Source organism: Hyphomonas sp. KY3, from assembly GCF_017309975.1.
Taxonomy (GTDB): Bacteria; Pseudomonadota; Alphaproteobacteria; order Caulobacterales; family Hyphomonadaceae; genus Hyphomonas.
On the sequence record NZ_CP022271.1, the window covers coordinates 2,866,967 to 2,883,339 of the forward strand.

The 16,373-nt window shown below is 59.6% G+C and carries 16 protein-coding genes; 8 read left to right on the forward strand and 8 right to left on the reverse strand.

The features are described 5' to 3' along the window. Nucleotides 1-48: 48 nt before the first annotated feature. From CFA77_RS13755 to CFA77_RS13775, 5 genes are all read left to right on the forward strand, one after another. A complete protein-coding gene (locus tag CFA77_RS13755) occupies nucleotides 49-642 on the forward strand; it encodes a superoxide dismutase family protein (protein ID WP_206991174.1) in 594 nt (197 codons plus the stop codon). 124 nt (nucleotides 643-766) lie between these two features. Beyond that, nucleotides 767-2,281, forward strand: coding sequence for an amidase family protein (locus CFA77_RS13760; protein WP_206991175.1), 1,515 nt, complete (start codon nucleotides 767-769; stop codon nucleotides 2,279-2,281). A 39-nt stretch (nucleotides 2,282-2,320) separates the two neighbouring features. Then, nucleotides 2,321-3,298 (forward strand): zinc transporter ZntB, encoded by a 978-nt coding sequence (locus tag CFA77_RS13765; RefSeq protein WP_206991176.1) that lies wholly within the window; start codon nucleotides 2,321-2,323, stop codon nucleotides 3,296-3,298. Between the two features lie 178 nt (nucleotides 3,299-3,476). Next, the gene (locus CFA77_RS13770; RefSeq protein WP_206991177.1) at nucleotides 3,477-4,553 is read left to right on the forward strand and encodes an efflux RND transporter periplasmic adaptor subunit; all 1,077 of its coding nucleotides are present in this window, start codon (nucleotides 3,477-3,479) and stop codon (nucleotides 4,551-4,553) included. After that, nucleotides 4,550-7,780: an efflux RND transporter permease subunit gene (locus CFA77_RS13775; RefSeq protein WP_206991178.1), complete on the forward strand. Its 3,231-nt coding sequence runs from the start codon at nucleotides 4,550-4,552 to the stop codon at nucleotides 7,778-7,780. The genes CFA77_RS13770 and CFA77_RS13775 overlap by 4 nt, the downstream gene beginning before the upstream one ends. 197 nt (nucleotides 7,781-7,977) lie before the next feature. Here CFA77_RS13775 and CFA77_RS13780 read toward each other — a convergent pair whose 3' ends face one another. Beyond that, complete coding sequence (locus tag CFA77_RS13780; RefSeq protein ID WP_206991179.1) at nucleotides 7,978-8,412, reverse strand: PH domain-containing protein; 435 nt, start codon at nucleotides 8,410-8,412, stop codon at nucleotides 7,978-7,980. Nucleotides 8,413-8,470: 58 nt separating this feature from the next. Beyond that, entirely contained in the window at nucleotides 8,471-10,810 is a 2,340-nt protein-coding gene (locus CFA77_RS13785) for an ATP-dependent helicase (protein WP_206991180.1), read from the reverse strand. Nucleotides 10,811-10,915: 105 nt separating this feature from the next. On the opposite strand from CFA77_RS13785, the gene CFA77_RS13790 reads away from it, so the two are divergent. Together CFA77_RS13790 and CFA77_RS17315 are read left to right on the forward strand one after the other, a co-directional pair. Beyond that, the gene (locus CFA77_RS13790; RefSeq protein ID WP_206991181.1) at nucleotides 10,916-11,230 is read left to right on the forward strand and encodes a hypothetical protein; all 315 of its coding nucleotides are present in this window, start codon (nucleotides 10,916-10,918) and stop codon (nucleotides 11,228-11,230) included. A 33-nt stretch (nucleotides 11,231-11,263) separates the two neighbouring features. Continuing rightward, the gene (locus CFA77_RS17315; protein WP_371822957.1) at nucleotides 11,264-11,353 is read left to right on the forward strand and encodes a hypothetical protein; all 90 of its coding nucleotides are present in this window, start codon (nucleotides 11,264-11,266) and stop codon (nucleotides 11,351-11,353) included. A gap of 349 nt (nucleotides 11,354-11,702) precedes the next feature. On the opposite strand, the gene CFA77_RS13795 is transcribed toward CFA77_RS17315, so the two are convergent. Further along, nucleotides 11,703-12,812: an NADH:flavin oxidoreductase gene (locus CFA77_RS13795; RefSeq protein WP_206991182.1), complete on the reverse strand. Its 1,110-nt coding sequence runs from the start codon at nucleotides 12,810-12,812 to the stop codon at nucleotides 11,703-11,705. Between the two features lie 148 nt (nucleotides 12,813-12,960). On the opposite strand from CFA77_RS13795, the gene CFA77_RS13800 reads away from it, so the two are divergent. Beyond that, nucleotides 12,961-13,971, forward strand: coding sequence for a hypothetical protein (locus CFA77_RS13800; protein ID WP_206991183.1), 1,011 nt, complete (start codon nucleotides 12,961-12,963; stop codon nucleotides 13,969-13,971). 8 nt (nucleotides 13,972-13,979) lie between these two features. Here the strand turns inward: CFA77_RS13800 and CFA77_RS17220 are convergent, their stop codons facing one another. The 5 genes from CFA77_RS17220 to CFA77_RS13820 all read right to left on the reverse strand — a co-directional run bounded on the left by CFA77_RS17220 (nucleotide 13,980) and on the right by CFA77_RS13820 (nucleotide 16,338). Further along, entirely contained in the window at nucleotides 13,980-14,102 is a 123-nt protein-coding gene (locus tag CFA77_RS17220; RefSeq protein ID WP_256434933.1) for a hypothetical protein, read from the reverse strand. A 72-nt stretch (nucleotides 14,103-14,174) separates the two neighbouring features. Beyond that, on the reverse strand, nucleotides 14,175-14,369 hold the full coding sequence (locus CFA77_RS13805) for a DUF4169 family protein (protein ID WP_206991184.1): 195 nt from the start codon (nucleotides 14,367-14,369) through the stop codon (nucleotides 14,175-14,177). Beyond that, nucleotides 14,369-14,968, reverse strand: coding sequence for a GNAT family N-acetyltransferase (locus CFA77_RS13810; protein ID WP_206991185.1), 600 nt, complete (start codon nucleotides 14,966-14,968; stop codon nucleotides 14,369-14,371). Before CFA77_RS13810 ends, CFA77_RS13805 begins: the two co-directional genes overlap by 1 nt. 13 nt (nucleotides 14,969-14,981) lie before the next feature. Continuing rightward, the gene (locus CFA77_RS13815) at nucleotides 14,982-15,281 is read right to left on the reverse strand and encodes an aspartate decarboxylase (protein ID WP_206991186.1); all 300 of its coding nucleotides are present in this window, start codon (nucleotides 15,279-15,281) and stop codon (nucleotides 14,982-14,984) included. A gap of 73 nt (nucleotides 15,282-15,354) precedes the next feature. Then, entirely contained in the window at nucleotides 15,355-16,338 is a 984-nt protein-coding gene (locus CFA77_RS13820) for a helix-turn-helix domain-containing protein (RefSeq protein ID WP_206991187.1), read from the reverse strand. Between the last annotated feature and the right edge of the window lie 35 nt (nucleotides 16,339-16,373).

The window sequence follows — 16,373 nt, forward strand, 5'->3', positions numbered from 1 at the left end:
CAAATAGACGTTACGCCTATATCAGAACCCCGCTGACAGGAGACCCCCATGATCACTCGAACTGCAATCGCCTCACTCGCCATCGCCCTTGCCGCTTGCGGACAGCAAGGCGCGACCCCGCAGGAGATGCCCGACAGCGACAATGGCTTGCCAACGACAGACGAAATGCCCGGGCCGGATGAGGGCGTGTTCCCGTCCATGATGACCGCGACGGCTTCCATCATTGGCGCGGAAGGCACGGAGATCGGCACCGCGAATTTTCTCGATGGTCCGAATGGCGAAATGATTCGTGTTGAACTCAATTCCGGCAGCTTGACGCCCGGCTGGCACGGCATCCATTTACACGGCACCGGCACGTGCGAAGATGTTGGCGTGTTCAAGGCATCCGGCGGTCATCATGGAAAGAGCGAAGGAGCGCATGGCCTGCTCAATCCGAAGGGACCGGAAGCCGGCGACCTGCCAAATATCTGGGTCGCGGAAGATGGTTCGGCCGGATATGAGGCGTTCACACGCCTGACCGCACTCGACTCCCTGTTGGATGAAGACGGCTCGGCGCTCATCATCCATGAGGCCGAAGACGACCACATGACCCAGCCTATTGGCGGCGCCGGTGCGCGAGTGGCGTGCGGCGTTATTCAATAGGCACCACCAGATCAGAAATATTGAAAAGCCGCGCAATTTCGCGCGGCTTTTCCACGATTTGGTGGTTGCGAAATTCCAATTCCCGTTACAGGCTTCGCTAAAAATGGGAATTGGGAGGAATAGAATGACTGGATTTTCACGGCGGGAAGCTCTGCTGGGCGGGGCAGCCATCGCGACACTTGCGGCATGCGGACAAACGCCGAGCGACGCCGCAGCCACCGTGCCGATAGGTCCCGTGGCAGCAAAAGCTGTCCCACCAGCCGGTTGGGAAAGCGGTCTCACCATCGCCGCCCGAATTGCCTCCGGCGAAACCACTTCGCTCGTAGAAACGGAAAAAGCCATCGCTCGCGCCAAGGCCGTGAATGGCGATCTCAATGCGATCGCCACCGACAGCTTTGACCAGGCCTTGCGCGACGCAGCCGTCCCCGCGCCGGGAACGTTCAGTGGCGTGCCCACATTCATGAAAGACCTTGTCGGGTGGAAGGGCACGCAATCCATGTGGGGTAGCCGCGCTTTCGTGGGCAATATTTCCCAGGAGGATTCCCCCTTTGCCGCAGCGTGGAGAAAGGCAGGCGTCGTTTCTCTCGGTAAATCCACGACACCCGAAATGGGGCTCATTTCATCAACCGAGCCGCTCGTAACAGGCCCGACCCGCAATCCTTGGGACCTATCCCGAATTCCGGGCGGATCGTCCGGCGGCGCAGCCGCCCTCGTGGCCGCACGTGTCGTCCCGTTCGCGCATGCCAGCGATGGCGGCGGATCCATCCGCATTCCCGCTTCTACGTGTGGTGTTTTTGGGCTGAAGCCATCACGTGCCCGACTGGACAAGCGGGACGCGGCCAACGCTCCGCCTGTCGATATCTCGGTCAACCATGCCGTGACCATCACGGTGCAGGATTCCATTGAGCTGTTTCGTGTGGCGGAGACCAATGACGGGACCTATGCACCCCTCGGAGACATATCGACCCTGAACCGTCCGCTACGGATTGGCTTCGCACCGGACTCGATCAGCGGGACACGCGTGTCCCCTGAAACCACCGCAGCGCTTGAGGACGTCGCGCAGCTCTGCCGGGATCTGGGCCATGAGGTGATCGACTTCAAAGTTCCGCTCGACGGCAAGGAGTTCACCGACAAGTTCCTGCTCTACTGGGCGGCTGGCGCCGCCGAGTTTGCCCAACAGGCCAGCGCCTATTCCGGCAAGCCTATCGGGCCCGACATCGTCGAGCCATGGACGCTCGGCCTGGCCGCCATGTTCCAGGCGCGGCAGTCGGAAATGGAAGACACGATCGCGTATCTCAAGGCATTCGAAGCCGTCTATGACGACTGGTTCAGCGACATGGATGTGCTACTCACACCCGTAACAGGCAGCCCCGCCGTACCGATTGGCGAACAGGCCCCGGATGGAGATTTCGACGCGGTCATGGAGAGTGTTCTGAACTTTGCCGCTTTCACTGCGCCGATGAACGTTGCAGGCGCAGCCTCGATGAGCGTGCCCTTGTCATGGTCGTCGGGCGGCCTGCCGATCGGCTCCATGTTCTCTGCCAAACGGGGCGAGGATGGCCTGCTGTTTGAACTGGCCATGCAGCTCGAAATGACACGCCCCTGGATTGCGCGCACGCCGCCAGTCTCGGCGCTCTGATCCTGCATGGTGTCGCCCGCTGTTTCCTCAACTGACGCAATGACGGCGCCGCTGGTCTTCGGCTACGGAATGGCGGCTGACGGCACCATCGCATCGCTGAACTGGGAGGATGTGACCTCCGGCCGATTGAATGAGTTCAGTCGCCACTGGTTGCACCTCAACCGTTTGTCGCCGGAGGTGAGAACCTGGCTCGCTCGCCAGAGCGGGCTGGACCGTATCGCCACCGAGGCGCTGCTTCAGGAAGACACTCGCCCGCGCTCGACCCGGCATGGTGCTGGTTTCCTGATCAATTTGCGCGGTATGAACCTGAACGAAGGCGAAGCACTGGAAGACATGCTGGCCTTGCGCATGTGGGCCAGCGAAGGCTCTCTGATCACGTTGCGCGCCAAGCCCATCCAGGCGACGCGCGATGTCGAACTGAAGGTCAAAGAGGGCAATGCGCCCAATTCAACGGGCGGCCTTGTTGCCGCCCTTGCCGATGCGTTGACCGACCGGATGGAACCGGAAGTGTCGCGTTTCGATGAACAGGCGGACCAGTTCGAGGATGATCTGCTTGATCCTGGTACGCGTCTCCCGCGCTACAAACTGTCGGAGTTGCGCCGCCGCGTATTGCAGGTACGTCGCTATATTTTGCCCCAACGCGAGGCGCTTTCCCAGCTTGTCCGCGAAGGCACCCAGTCCGGCTTGTTCTCCGATCATGATCTGCTGTTCCTCCGCGAGTCCGCTGATCGGGTCACGCGTCTGGCGGAAGAACTCGACACGATCCGGGACCGCTGCACCGTGTTGCAGGAACAGGTGATAGAGGAACGCGCGGAAGTGATGAACCAGCGCTTGTTCGTGCTCTCGATCCTGTCAGCGGTCTTCCTGCCGATCAGCTTCGTGACGGGCCTTTTCGGCGTTAATGTGGGCGGCATGCCGGGGGTTCAAAGCGCCGGCGCATTTGCCATCCTGGTCGGGGCGCTCGCGGTGGCGACCATCCTGATGCTGGCCATCTTCCGCTGGCGACGCTGGATCTGACTCTGCCCTCGCTGATCGGGGCATTTATTAATCACACCTTGCACTGAAACCTGAAATCTGCGCGCCAGCTTTGCCGGATTGCAACAATCGGCTGTTAACTATGATCGAGCGGCGACCTTATTCAGGCGACGCCGCGCCCTATATCTGATACAGCGCCAGCCGTGCGAAAGACTGAACCGTGAACCGATCCTTAAAAATTGCCATTGCTATCTTTGTCGGCCTACTGGCCTGGTTCGTGATCCGGAGTGTCATTCGGGGCGACATCAGCACGCAGCATGAAGATGTCCGGCTGGAAGCCAGCGAGGTCGCGCCCGAAGCGGTCACTTTCACGGTTTCGGCACAAACTCACGGCATCCGCCTCAAGGCCAAGGGCCTGACGGCCCCCGATAAATCGGTGACGGTAAAAGCTGGAACCGCGGGCAACGTAACCTCGACGCCCGTGCGCGAAGGTACGCGCGTCTCACGGGGCACGCTGCTCTGCGGGCTGGATGTTGAAGCCCGCGCCGCCCGTCTGGAAGAGGCTGAAGCTCGCCGCGACGCTGCACGGATCGATTTCGAGGCGGCAAGAACATTGGCCGAAAAAGGCCTGGCCCCCGCCAATAATGAAGCCTCCGCGAAGGCAGCTCTCGACGCTGCAGAAGCCTCGGTGAACGCCGCGCGGGTGGAACTTTCCAAGACACAGATTCGGGCCCCGTTCGACGGAATCTTTGAAAACCGCTTGGCCGAAGCTGGTGATTATCTTTCGCCCGGTCAGCCTTGCGGCACCATGGTCGACATGGACCCGGTTATTGTCGCGGTCGAAGTGGCCGAGGCCAATGCCGGCCAACTGACGACCGGCATGACCGGCACCGCCCGCCTGCCCAGCGGCACGACCTATCCGGCCACGCTGCGTTATGTCTCACGCACGGCCGACGCGGGCACGCGCACCTTCCTGATCGAGGGTGAACTCGACACAGGCGACGATCCGGTCGCCGCGGGTGTCACGGCAGAACTCTTTATTCCAATGGGCGAGGTGCCAGCGACGCTGATCTCTCCCGGCCTTCTGACATTGTCGGACGCTGGCGAACTCGGCGTACGCTACGTCGACGACCAGAACACGGTACAGTTCGCGCCCATCAAAGTGATTGATGAGACGCCTGAGGGCGCGTGGGTCACAGGCCTGCCCGCTACGGTCAGACTGATCTCTATTGGCCAGGACTACCTGGCTGAAGGGGTCGAAGTGAAACCTGTTCCCCAAGGCGGTGCCCAGCCATGACCCAGATCGTCGAGGGTGCCATCGGCCGCGCGCGGATGGTGTTGTCCATCCTGATCTGCGCCATCATTGCCGGTACGGCGACGTATATCGGATTGCCCAAGGAAGCGGATCCGGACATTCCAATTCCTTTTGTTGGCATCACGGTGCCGCTGGCTGGCGTGACTCCAGAAGATGCCGAGCGCCTTCTGGTCAAACCTATCGAACAGGAAATCCAGTCTCTTGAGGGCCTGAAAACCTTTATCGGCATCGGCGCAGAGGGCGCTGGACAACTGGTTCTGGAATTCGAAATCGAAACCGATGTCGATCAGGCAGTGTTGGACGTGAAGGACAAGGTCGATCTGGCCAAACGGTTCTTCCCGGCTGATGCCCGCGAGCCCATCATCACCGAAGTGAATGCTTCACAATTCCCGATCATGGTCGTGAACCTGTTCGGCCAGGCGCCTGAGCGCGGACTGAACCAGATTGCCGAGACCCTGCAGGACATGCTGGAGCGCAATCCGGGCGTGCTGGAAGCCAACATTATTGGCCAGCGCGAAGACGTGCTCGAAATTGTGGTCGATCCCGTCAAACTTGAAACTTACAATCTGTCCTATCAGGACATCTACGCCGTCGTGACCGCGAACAACCAGCTCGTCCCGGCTGGCCAGATCGACACCGGCGAAGGCAGCTTTGCCGTCAAGGTGCCCGGCCTGATCCGATCCGCCCAGGATGCGCTCAACCTGCCGGTCAAACGCTCTGACAATGCCACGGTGACCCTGTCGGACGTGGCCGAAATCCGCCGCACCTACAAGGATGCAACCGGCTACGCAACGTTCAATGGCCAACCTTCCCTGCAATTGCAGATCGTCAAACGCTCTGGTGCCAACATTCTCGACACGGCGAATTTCGTGCGCGACACCGTCGCGGCCCAGCAGGAAAGCTGGCCCAACACGGTCGATGTCCGCATCACATCAGACGCCTCGGAACTGATTGGGGATCAGCTGGGACAACTCCAGAACTCGATCATCACCGCTGTCATGCTGGTGATGATAATCTGTGTGGCCGCACTTGGTTGGCGCTCCGCGCTGCTGGTGGGTATCTCCATCCCCGCCTCCTTCGTGATGGCGTTCCTGCTTCTTGGGGCATTTGGTTACACGATCAACATGATGGTCATGTTCGGCATGGTCATCGCGGTGGGTATTCTGGTCGATGGCGCCATTGTCGTAACCGAATATGCCGACCGAAAAATGGCCGAGGGCCTCAACCGGAAAGAGGCTTACGGCATGGCCGGCAAGCGGATGTTCTGGCCAGTGGTTGCATCGACCGCGACAACCCTTGCGGCTTTCATCCCATTCCTGTTCTGGAACTCGATGCCTGGCAAGTTCATGGCCTATCTGCCGATTACGCTGATTTTCGTTTTGTCGGCGTCGCTGGTCATGGCGCTGATCTTCCTGCCGGTGCTCGGTTCGGTGATCGGCGCACGGCCTGATGGTACCGATGAGAGTCTGGCGGCATTGGCGGCAGACGCCGATCCGTCGGAGGCTAGCGGCTGGCTTGGCGGATATGTTCGCCTGCTGAAAGTGCTGCTGGCGCATCCTTTGGCTGTGACGGGCGTCGCCATTGCCGGGGTCATGATGATCTTTGTCTGGTTTGGCTCGACACCGCACAAGACCGAACTCTTTCTGGATGTCGAACCTGAACAAGCCTTCGTGTTCGTTCAGGCTCAGGGCAGCCTCTCCACCGCAGAACAGCTTTCTCTTGTCAAACGGGCCGAAGTGGCAATTACCGGCATGGACGGCGTTGAAGACATCTCGACCGAAGCCGGCGCCTCCGGTGGCGCGATCTTTTCGCCTGACGGATCGTCCAGCAAGCCGACCGACACGGTTGGGCAGCTACTGGTCGACTTGGCCACGGCAGATGGCGTGCACAATGGCCGCCGCACACTCGCGAACATCCGCACCCGGCTGGCTGAAATTCCTGGCCTTCGCTTCGAAATCGCCGCCCGCGAACAAGGCCCACCCTCGGGTAAGGACATTCAGATCGCTCTACTCTCCGAGGATGCCGCCTCCCTCAATTCCACTGCGCGCATGATCCGCGACTACCTCGATTCCCGACCTGACCTGCGCGAAGTTGAAGACACGCGCCCTCTGCCCGGTATCGAATACCAACTCGAAGTCGACCGTGCCGAAGCTGGCAAGTATGGACTCGATATCAGCCAGGTCGGCGCAGCCGTGCAACTGATTACAAATGGCGTGCTCGTCGGTCGCTATCGGCCGGACGATGCCAATGACGAAGTCGACATCCGCGTCCGCTTCCCACAGGCAGACCGCAGCGCCAGCGCAATTGACGATCTTCGTATCGCCACGCCGCGCGGCAATGTTCCGCTCTCATTGTTTGTCGAGCGCGTGCCCGCCCCGCGGGTCAGCCAGATTACGCGCCGTGATGGAGCCCGGGTCGTGGATGTCCGCGCCAATGCCGTGGAACAGGGTGCAGGCGCTGCGATCGTCGAAGAGGTCAAGGCCTGGGTTGCCGAACAGGATATTCCCGGCACGGTGGAGGTACGCTTTGAAGGCGCGGATGAAGATAGCGCCGATGCGGCAGCCTTCTTCCAGGGGGCCCTGCTCGCCATGCTGTTCATGATGGCCATCATCCTGCTGTGGGAGTTCAACAATTTCTGGCAGGTCTTCCTGACCCTGACGGCCGTAATCATATCCACTGCCGGTGTGCTCGTTGGTATCCAGCTTGTCCTGCCTTACGTTTCCCAGTTGATGATCGGTACGGGCATTGTCGCGCTCGCCGGGATCGTGGTGAACAACAATATCGTCCTCATCGACACGTATAACCGTCTGCTCAGCGATGGCCGCACGCCGGAAGAAGCCGCCGTCGCGACAGCCGCCCAGCGTATTCGTCCAATCCTGCTGACGACCGGCACGACGATCTGTGGCCTGTTGCCGATGATCATTCAGATGAATGTGAACTTCTTCGAAGGCTCGATCAATTTCGGGGGTGCCAGCTCCGAATGGTGGGTCCAACTGGCGACTGCCGTGGTATTTGGCCTTGGCTTTTCTACAATCATGATCTTGCTGGTGACGCCTGTCTGGCTGCTTGCACCACACCGTATTCGCCGTTGGGCGGGTCGCCTGAAGGATCGGGTCCGGGGCGAACAGGCAGCCGCCCACAGTATATCTGAACAGACCACGGCCAACGAGAACGAACCGTCTGACCGGTCCCTGCCCGCCGCTGAATAGGAATCCAGATGAGCCTCAGATGAACGCGCCATTCGGTTTGCGTTCGCATGGTTCATGCGAGAACAGGTCCTGCAGCACCGGGTCAGTCTTCGCCCTTTCGGGCAAGCGCCTCCACCCATCGCGCTTCATGAGGCCGGCCGGACTCCCTCCCCCCTGACCAGGCCCCCGGTGCTGCATATCCTTTCTCGCGAAACAGGTCAGCCGACCAGAGGCCCGCCCGGCGCAAGCGCTGTCTGCTTGGATTTTTCCGCTTCAGCCCGAAACCTCTGGGGATGAGCCATGTTGGGGAAGTTGATGTGGGTTTCACCACGCCCATGAACCGACAGTTTTCCGAAGCCGAATATCCGCCCCAAGATGCCTTGGTTGAGGGAACTGCCTTCTATGGAATCGAGCGTGATCTCCTCGACATTGGCTGACCAGAGCCCGGTTTTCTTCACAACCCGGCGATCTGTCACCACAAATTCGGTCGTGTTCAACCGGATCATCTGGGCGATAAAATAGAAAATCCCGAAGATGATGATGCCAAAGACAATCAGCATCGCCCATGCCTTGGCATATTCGAGCCAATGGAACTGGCCGCGATAGCGCAGGACCTCGCCCTCATAGAGCCGCTTCTCAAGATAACCGGCCATGATCGCCTCACCGCTTTGCCTTACCCATCCAATTCGGAATGGAACGCGCGGTCAACCATCAAACGGGTTGCACGAATGTGGCGATCACTTTCTTCCGTCCGGACTTTTCGAAATCCACGGTCAGCTTGTTGCCTTCCGTATGAGCCACCCGGCCATAGCCGAACTTGTCATGGAAGATACGTGTGCCGACCTTGAAAGTTGCCGGTCCGCCTGAAGTGGCCGACAGGGTCGTATTGTCTCGCGGCGGACGCGTGTCGAACCGGCCCGCATTTTCCTTCAGGCGCTGCCAGCCCGGACTCTTGTAATTCGAACGTTCGCCAAGGTCTTCGACCGATCCGCTGAATCCACTCTCGCCACCGGGCATGCCGGAAAAGCCCGTCTCTGAAATCGCCTCGACATGATCATGCGGCAACTCATCAACAAAGCGGCTCGGCAGTACGCTCTGCCAGCGGCCATAGATCTGGCGGTTCGCCACAAAGGAAATATAGGCGTGCTGACGCGCGCGCGTGATGCCGACATAGGCCAGCCGACGCTCTTCCTCGAGCCCCTTCATGCCGCTTTCATCGAGGCTGCGGCGGGATGGGAAGACTTCCTCTTCCCATCCGGGCAAGAAGACGACGGGCCATTCCAGCCCTTTGGCGCCGTGCAGGGTCAGGATCTGCACCTGGTCTTCCCCGGCCCCGCCGGTCGAAGCGTCCATGACCAGTTCGATATGTTCCAGGAAGCCGGCCAGTGAGTCGAACTCGCTCATCGCCCGGACCAGTTCCTTCAGGTTGTCGAGCCGTGTCTGCGCCTGCGGGCTGCGATCCTTCTGAAGCATGTCGGTATAGCCGGACTCTTCGAGAATAGTTTCGGCAAGTTCCGTATGCGGCATGCCATTGGCCAATTTGTCTCGCCAGAGATTGATCTGGTCGATGAACTGGTTCAGCCCGCGCTTCGCGCCGCCCTTGATCTCGTCAGTCTGCAGCACCATTGGCGTCAGCACGAACAGGCTGCGGCCATCCTCGCGCGCATAGGATTGCAGCTTGGCGAGCGATGTATTTCCCACGCCGCGCTTCGGCTGGTTCACGACCCGTTCGAACGCAAGATCATCATCCGGCGACCGTACAAGCCGCAAATAGGCCAGCGCATCGCGTATCTCGGCGCGCTCGAAGAAGCGCGGGCCCCCGATCACGCGGTACGGTATGCCCAGCATGATGAAGCGTTCCTCGAAGGCCCGCATCTGCCACGAGGCGCGCACCAGAACGGCGCAATCCTCATGGCTGCCACCCTTCGACACCCAGCTCTCGATATCGTCCGCAATCAGGCGGCTCTCGGCCTCGCCATCCCACAGGCCGCGCACCTTCACCTTGGAGGCGTCAATATCATCAATTGCATTGTCGTCGCCGACATAGAGCGTTTTGCCGAGACGGCTCTTGTTGTGACTGATCACCGAGGAAGCAGCGGCAAGGATATGCTTGGTCGAGCGGTAGTTCTTTTCCAGCCGGATCACATGCGCGCCGGGGAAATCCTTCTCGAAGCGGAGGATGTTGTCGACTTCCGCCCCGCGCCAGCCATAGATTGACTGATCATCATCACCGACACAGCATATATTCTGCGAGCCCTGTGCCAGAAGGCGCAGCCAGAGATACTGCGCAACGTTCGTATCCTGATATTCGTCGACCAGAACATAACGGAACTTGTCGTGATATTCCTTCAACAAATCAGGGTTTTTCTGGAAGATCGTGATGTTGTGGATCAGCAAATCGCCGAAGTCGCACGCATTCAGCACTTTCAGCCGCGCCTGATAAATCTGGTAACAGGTGATGCCCTTGCCGTCAGCGAACTGGTGAGCCTCTTCCGGCGGCACCTTGTCCGGCGTCAGCGCCCGGTTCTTCCAGCCATCAATCAGGCTGGCGAGATAGCGCGGCGTCCAGCGTTTCGGATCAATGTTCTCGACCTGAATGATCTGTTTGCACAGGCGCACCTGATCATCGGTGTCGATGATGGTGAAAGTCGATTTAAGCCCTGCCAGTTCGGCATGTTTGCGCAGAATCTGCGCGCTGATCGAGTGGAACGTGCCAAGCCAGCGCAGGCCCTCGCCCGCCTCGCCCAGCATGTTCAGCGCCCGCTCGCGCATTTCCCGGGCGGCCTTGTTGGTGAAGGTCACGGTCAGCGTCTGCGACGGCCAGGCCAGCCGCGTGCCGATGATGTGTGCGAGACGCGTGGTCAGCACGCGCGTTTTGCCCGTGCCGGCACCGGCAAGCACCAGCAGAGGGCCTTCGGTCGTCAGCACGGCCTCGCGCTGCTCCGGGTTCAGGCCGTCCAGATACTCCGCCTCGCTCTTGGCAGCGGGCGGTTTGGCGGCGGCCATTTGGGAAATGGACAGGCGATTCGGATTAGAACTCATAGCGAACATATAGCACCGAATGCCCCGTTGGGCAGGGTTTGCGGCACACACGAATATTGTGAATATGCCAGTGCCATGTCATGCTCCCAAAAATTGAATTTGGAACCCTTGAGGATGAAGAAGCCCGTCTTTCTGATAGCCGCTGCCATCGTGTCTTCTCTATTGCCCGCACAGGCAGATGCGCCGTCCGATCCTACTGCATGGAACCCCGTGGTCGGTGATGGAACTGCCAAAGCAACCATGTGGCTCGAAGAACGCGTGGCTGCACTGCAGGAACTGGAGAATCCTACTGAACAGGATGCGGACCTGTTGAAGGAGTTCCAGGCCAGCTTGCTCGGCATAAAGGACAGGCAGATGTCCGGGCAAGACAATGACGAGGCCCGATGCACGCCTGCCAAATCCTTCGACAATAGCGACAAGACCAGTTGATCTGATCGTTTAGCGGCAGAAAAGCCGGGCAGTATGTGCACGCACAAGGTTCGGCTCGTATCTGCCGAAGATGTCGACTCTGAAGTCAGGGCATGGCTGGCCGAGTCCTACAGCACCGCCTGACCCGAACTGACCACAAAAAACCCTGCAGGGACGCGTCAGGTGTGCGGGACGCGGCCTTGCAGGGTCGAGCGAGATGCTGGTGTGAAGGCATCTCACTTTGGTACGGGCTTGGCCCGCGTCAGAAGGGGGAATAGATCATCCGAACAAGACGGCTATCGCGCAGGTGGCGTCGAAGCGCGGACAAAGTGCGTGTGATGTACGGGTCCCCCACACGCCTTCATCGTCAAATTGTATCGGGATGGCCTAAACTGTCCCCACCATCCAACTGGACCTTGGCGGAATAGCCACCTTCGGCCCAGCTGAATTAACCAAAACCATTCCTGACGATCGGATGCAAGTCTAAATCGACCTAAGATAGCGTTGCCAAACTCGCTGCATCATAATCGTTCAACTCATCAAGGCGACCTTCATGCACCTTGCGGGCCCATGCCGGATCCTGAAGCAGCGCGCGCCCAACCGCAACAAGGTCAAACTCACCGCGCGACAAGCGCTCTTCGAGGTCATCGAGCGACCGTGTCCCCGAACCCTCACCCTGGAAAGCCTTGATGAAATCGCCTGACAGGCCAACCGACCCGACGGTAATGGTGGGCAGGCCAGTCAGCTTCTTGGCCCAACCTGCACCGTTCAGACCGTTTTCGCCATCGACCTCAGGGAATTCGGGTTCCCAGTAGCGGCGCTGGGACGCGTGCAATACGTCCACGCCGCCATCGACGAACACTTTCAGGAAAGCTTCGAGGTCGTCCGGCGTCGTAGCCAGGCGCGCATCATATTGCTGTTGTTTCCACTGCGAGTAGCGCAGGATGATCGGGAAATCCGGAGAGACACGCTTGCGAATTTCCTTCAGGATATCAGAGGCAAAGCTGGCGCGGTCGACCAGCGATGTGCCGCCGAACTTGTCATCGCGCTTGTTCATGACATCCCAGAAGAACTGGTCGATCAGGTAGCCATGCGCGCCATGCACTTCGACACAGTCAAAACCGAGCTTTTCCGCTTCAGCGGCGGCGTCAGCATATGCGAGCACCATGTCGTCGACTTCAGCTGATGTCGGTGCCTCAATCACAGCTTTACCGGTATGCGTCATGCCCGAAGGGCTGTCGGTCGGCGCGTCCGGATTCGGACCACTGCCTTCCTTGCGCACCATGCCCATATGCCAGATCTGGGGCGCGATCTTGCCACCCTTGGCGTGGACCTTCTCAACCACATTTTTCCAACCAGCCAGGGAGTCCGGCTCATGGAAGTTCGGAACGTTCGGGTCGTTCGATGCCCCACCACGGCGGATTGTGGTGCCTTCGGTCAGGATCAGGCCAACCTCGTTTTCGGCGCGACGCGCATAATAGTCTGCAACATCATTGCCCGGCACGCCGTTCGGCGACTTCGACCGCGTCATCGGGGCCATCACGATGCGGTTAGGCAAGTCGAGGGATTTCATCTTGAAGGGGGTGAACAGTGAACTTGTCATTTAGGGCTCCATCAATGTTGCGAGACAGGTGGCGGCACCCTCCCCCAAGGTCAAGATTTTCCCCTACGCAAAGACAGCCATTGCATGGTTCAGTGTCTGTTCAGTATCTCTCAACGCTACTGACTTGAAACTGTTGAAGGCTCTCCACATGAGACACGCCCTGTTATTCTTCCTGCCCGCTTTGGCCGCTGCCTGTGCCACGCCCGGATATGACTATGAGGCGCGCATGGCGCCTGGCTTTCCTCAGGCCGCAGAATATCGCGATGTCGCCGTGGGCCAGTTCCGCGGGCCAGCCGGGAATGTCGCCGAAGCCGAGTTCGCCGACATGATCGAACAGGTCACGCTGGATGGATCCTACTGGTTCACCTTGCCGTCCGGCGATCCGGCCGGAATTTATGAGGGCCGGGTCGACATAGAGTCCTGGGATGCCGAAACGCGCTTTGAACGCGAAAAGCGATGCGTTGAATATGACGGCCTGTTCGATTGCGAACACCGCGCCATCGTTGAAACGGAATGTCGCGAAGAAACCGTCGAAGTCGTTGTCACCGCCAATCTGGTGGACTATCGCACCAACCGGCTGGTCTTCAGCCAGCAACAGCTGGGCGGGGCAAATCGGGAAACATGCGTCGACGTGGCCGAATATGAAGATCGCGGCCATGACCTCGGCGTTTGGCGCGATCCTCACCAGTCCAGCTACGATCCCTACAATGCCCCGATTGGCATGGTGCGGGATGCGACCGTGGAAGCCGTTCGCCGGTTCCGCAATGATATCGCGCCTTACTACCAGACCATGCGCGCCGAAATCATGACGGACGGCCTGACCCCAGAAGCCCAGAACGACCCTCGCTTCGCCGCTGCCGTGAAGGCCACCAAGAATGGCAATTTCATGGGGGCCTGCGCACAGTGGGACGAATTGGGACGCGAATGGACCCACGCCCCTGCCATTCTTCATAATCTGGGTGCATGTGCGGAGGCGCGCGGCGATATGGCCACAGCCCAGTTGCGTTATGCCCGCGCCGCCGAATTGGCCCAGTCAATCCCCCTGCTCGAAGACAAACAGGCCAAGCCGATCTTCAGCGCACTGGAGCGCGTTTCAGGCCGCCGCATGGATGACGCCCTGATCAATTCGATCCTGTATCCGGAAGAACCGGCTAGCTGAACGGAAGACTAAAAACCAAGCAGCGTGCGGATCGGAATACCGGCTTCAGCCGCGTCAGCCACGATGCCCCAAGTGATCCCGGCCGCAAATGCGATACCGGCCACCACGAATTTTCCCAGAATGCGACCCATTGGCGTGTCCTCCCGCTTTGAAACAAAGTCAGAAGGGACACTGCAAGTCAGAGGCCGGTTGGTAAGACCTGATTAACCATGGTCTTCGGGATCATCGTCCCGGCGATGGGCTTCGGTCTCCCGGCGCGCTTTGTCCGCGCGCGCTTGCTCCAGGGATCGATCGGACTTGGTGCGTCCGAATTTCGCGCGGTTTTCCTTGGCCAACTTGTCTTTCTCGGCCTTGGCTTTCGCTTTTCGAAACTTGTTGAGATTGATCGGTTCCGCCATCAGTCCTTCCTCTCGAAACGCGCCAGCCGCGCCTCCAGGCCCTCTTTCACGCCGGGCCATTCGCGGGCGAGGATCGAGAACACCACAGTGGTGCGGACAAAACCATCCGGCAGGACGCGATTATCGCGCAGGACGCCTTCCTGCACGCCGCCCAGCTTGGTCACTGCTGCACGAGACCGGGCATTGCGTTCATCCACATTGAAACAGACGCGGATTGCTCCCTGACCAAAGGCATGGCCGAGCAGCAAATGCTTGCAAGCGGGATTTGTCGCGCCACCCTGAAATTCAGGCGCATAAATCGTCATGCCGATCTCGACATTCTTCGACACTGCATCCGGGTTGAGATAGGCGCTCATCCCAGCGAAGCGACCCTCCGGCGTCAGGACGGCAAATGGCACCAGTGTGCCAGCCTCTGCGCGTTTCCGGATCGCTTTTACCCAAACCGAAATCCAGTCACCCGGCGGATTGAAATACGGCCACGTCGCCAGCCGCTGGCCGGACCGCTCAGCCATGTCCCGTAACGCTTCGGCATGCGCGTCAATGTCAAACGGCACGAGCCGTACGAAACGGTTCTCCAGCGTGACGGGCGCAATCTGCAAACCGGCAAATCCCTTAATCGCCGGAATGCGTCTCGCGCCACTGTTCCATGGCCAGCGAGATGGCGAAGGTTTCGCGATATTTCGGGCTGGAGGCCGGGCGCGGGGCTTTGGCGGCCGTCATCGCCATGATCTCGGCCAGCTTGTTGTGGGCCGCGCCGGACTGGCCTGCGCCGATATAGGCGTGCAGCTCGACCAGCGCCGAAGATAGCGGATCATGCGCTCGGATCACGAAGTACGGCTCGTCCTCGGCCAGCTTGTCCAGGATATCGAACTGGGACGGGTTGGATTTGGATCCGACGGGAGCGTTTGCCATGGAGACGGCCTTTCTTGGCGGGAAGTGATTCTGTGTCGCGCAGTCTAGTCTTCACCGCGCCAATCGCCAGCCCTCACTGCATCGCCGCCTGCCGGCGATACGCGCTCGGCGTCAGACCCGTCATCGCCTTGAATGACCTGTTGAATGGGCCGAGCGAGCCAAATCCGCAATCCATCGCGATGGACAGGATAGGCTGACCCTCAAGATCAGGACGGGCAAGCCTGCGCTTCGCCTCGGCTATACGGTAGGAATTGATCATCTGGTTGAAATTGGCGAAGCCAAGGTCGGATACGATGCATTGGCTGATCTTGTATTCCGGTTCGCGCAAACGTTCGGCTACATCGGCGACTTTTATCTGGGGTTCCAGAAACACGTGATCAGTCTCGATCAGACGCTCTAGTCGCAAGGCAAGCGCCGGATGTCCTGCCGCTGACTTTGGCCGCTTGGTCTGCGCAAGAGGATTTTGCCTTCGATAGAGCACTGCCGCGCTTGCACCGACCAATGCGAGCGTGGCGGCGACAATCCTGAACTCTTCCTGCCAAACATCGAGTCCGCGCTGGTCGTTCATGAGGGAAACAAAGACGATCGCGGCATAGCCACCCGCAAAGCATAAGCGGAACCGTCGCTCCGCAGATGAGTCCTTCAAGCCATCAATGGCCTCCACGAAAGTCATGAGCAGCATGGCTGACCCAATCAGCCCCTTCATGCTGGCCACCATTCCGACCAGTCTGCCCGCATGCCCTTCCGGGACCACATAACTGATCAGGCAGGTCAAATAGAGCGTCACGACCACGACGAGCGGCCAGGCTTTTCGCTCGGTTTCCTGCCGGAACAATTCGCGCGACAAAAGCCAGGCCATACCGCAAGGCACGAAACCGATGAGCACCAGCACAACACCGAGCTGGGGGACAATGCCGCCGACGAAATACTCGGCAATGAAAGCACATACCGAAAGCGCAAACGCCGCCCAATACAGTGTAAGCGGAGCAACTGGACCAAATGGCAGGCCGTGCCTGAACATGCCATCGTTCTCAATGCGTATTTGGGCGATCTTCATAAGCATCTCTTCCAGTTGGCCAGCAACGGGGACAA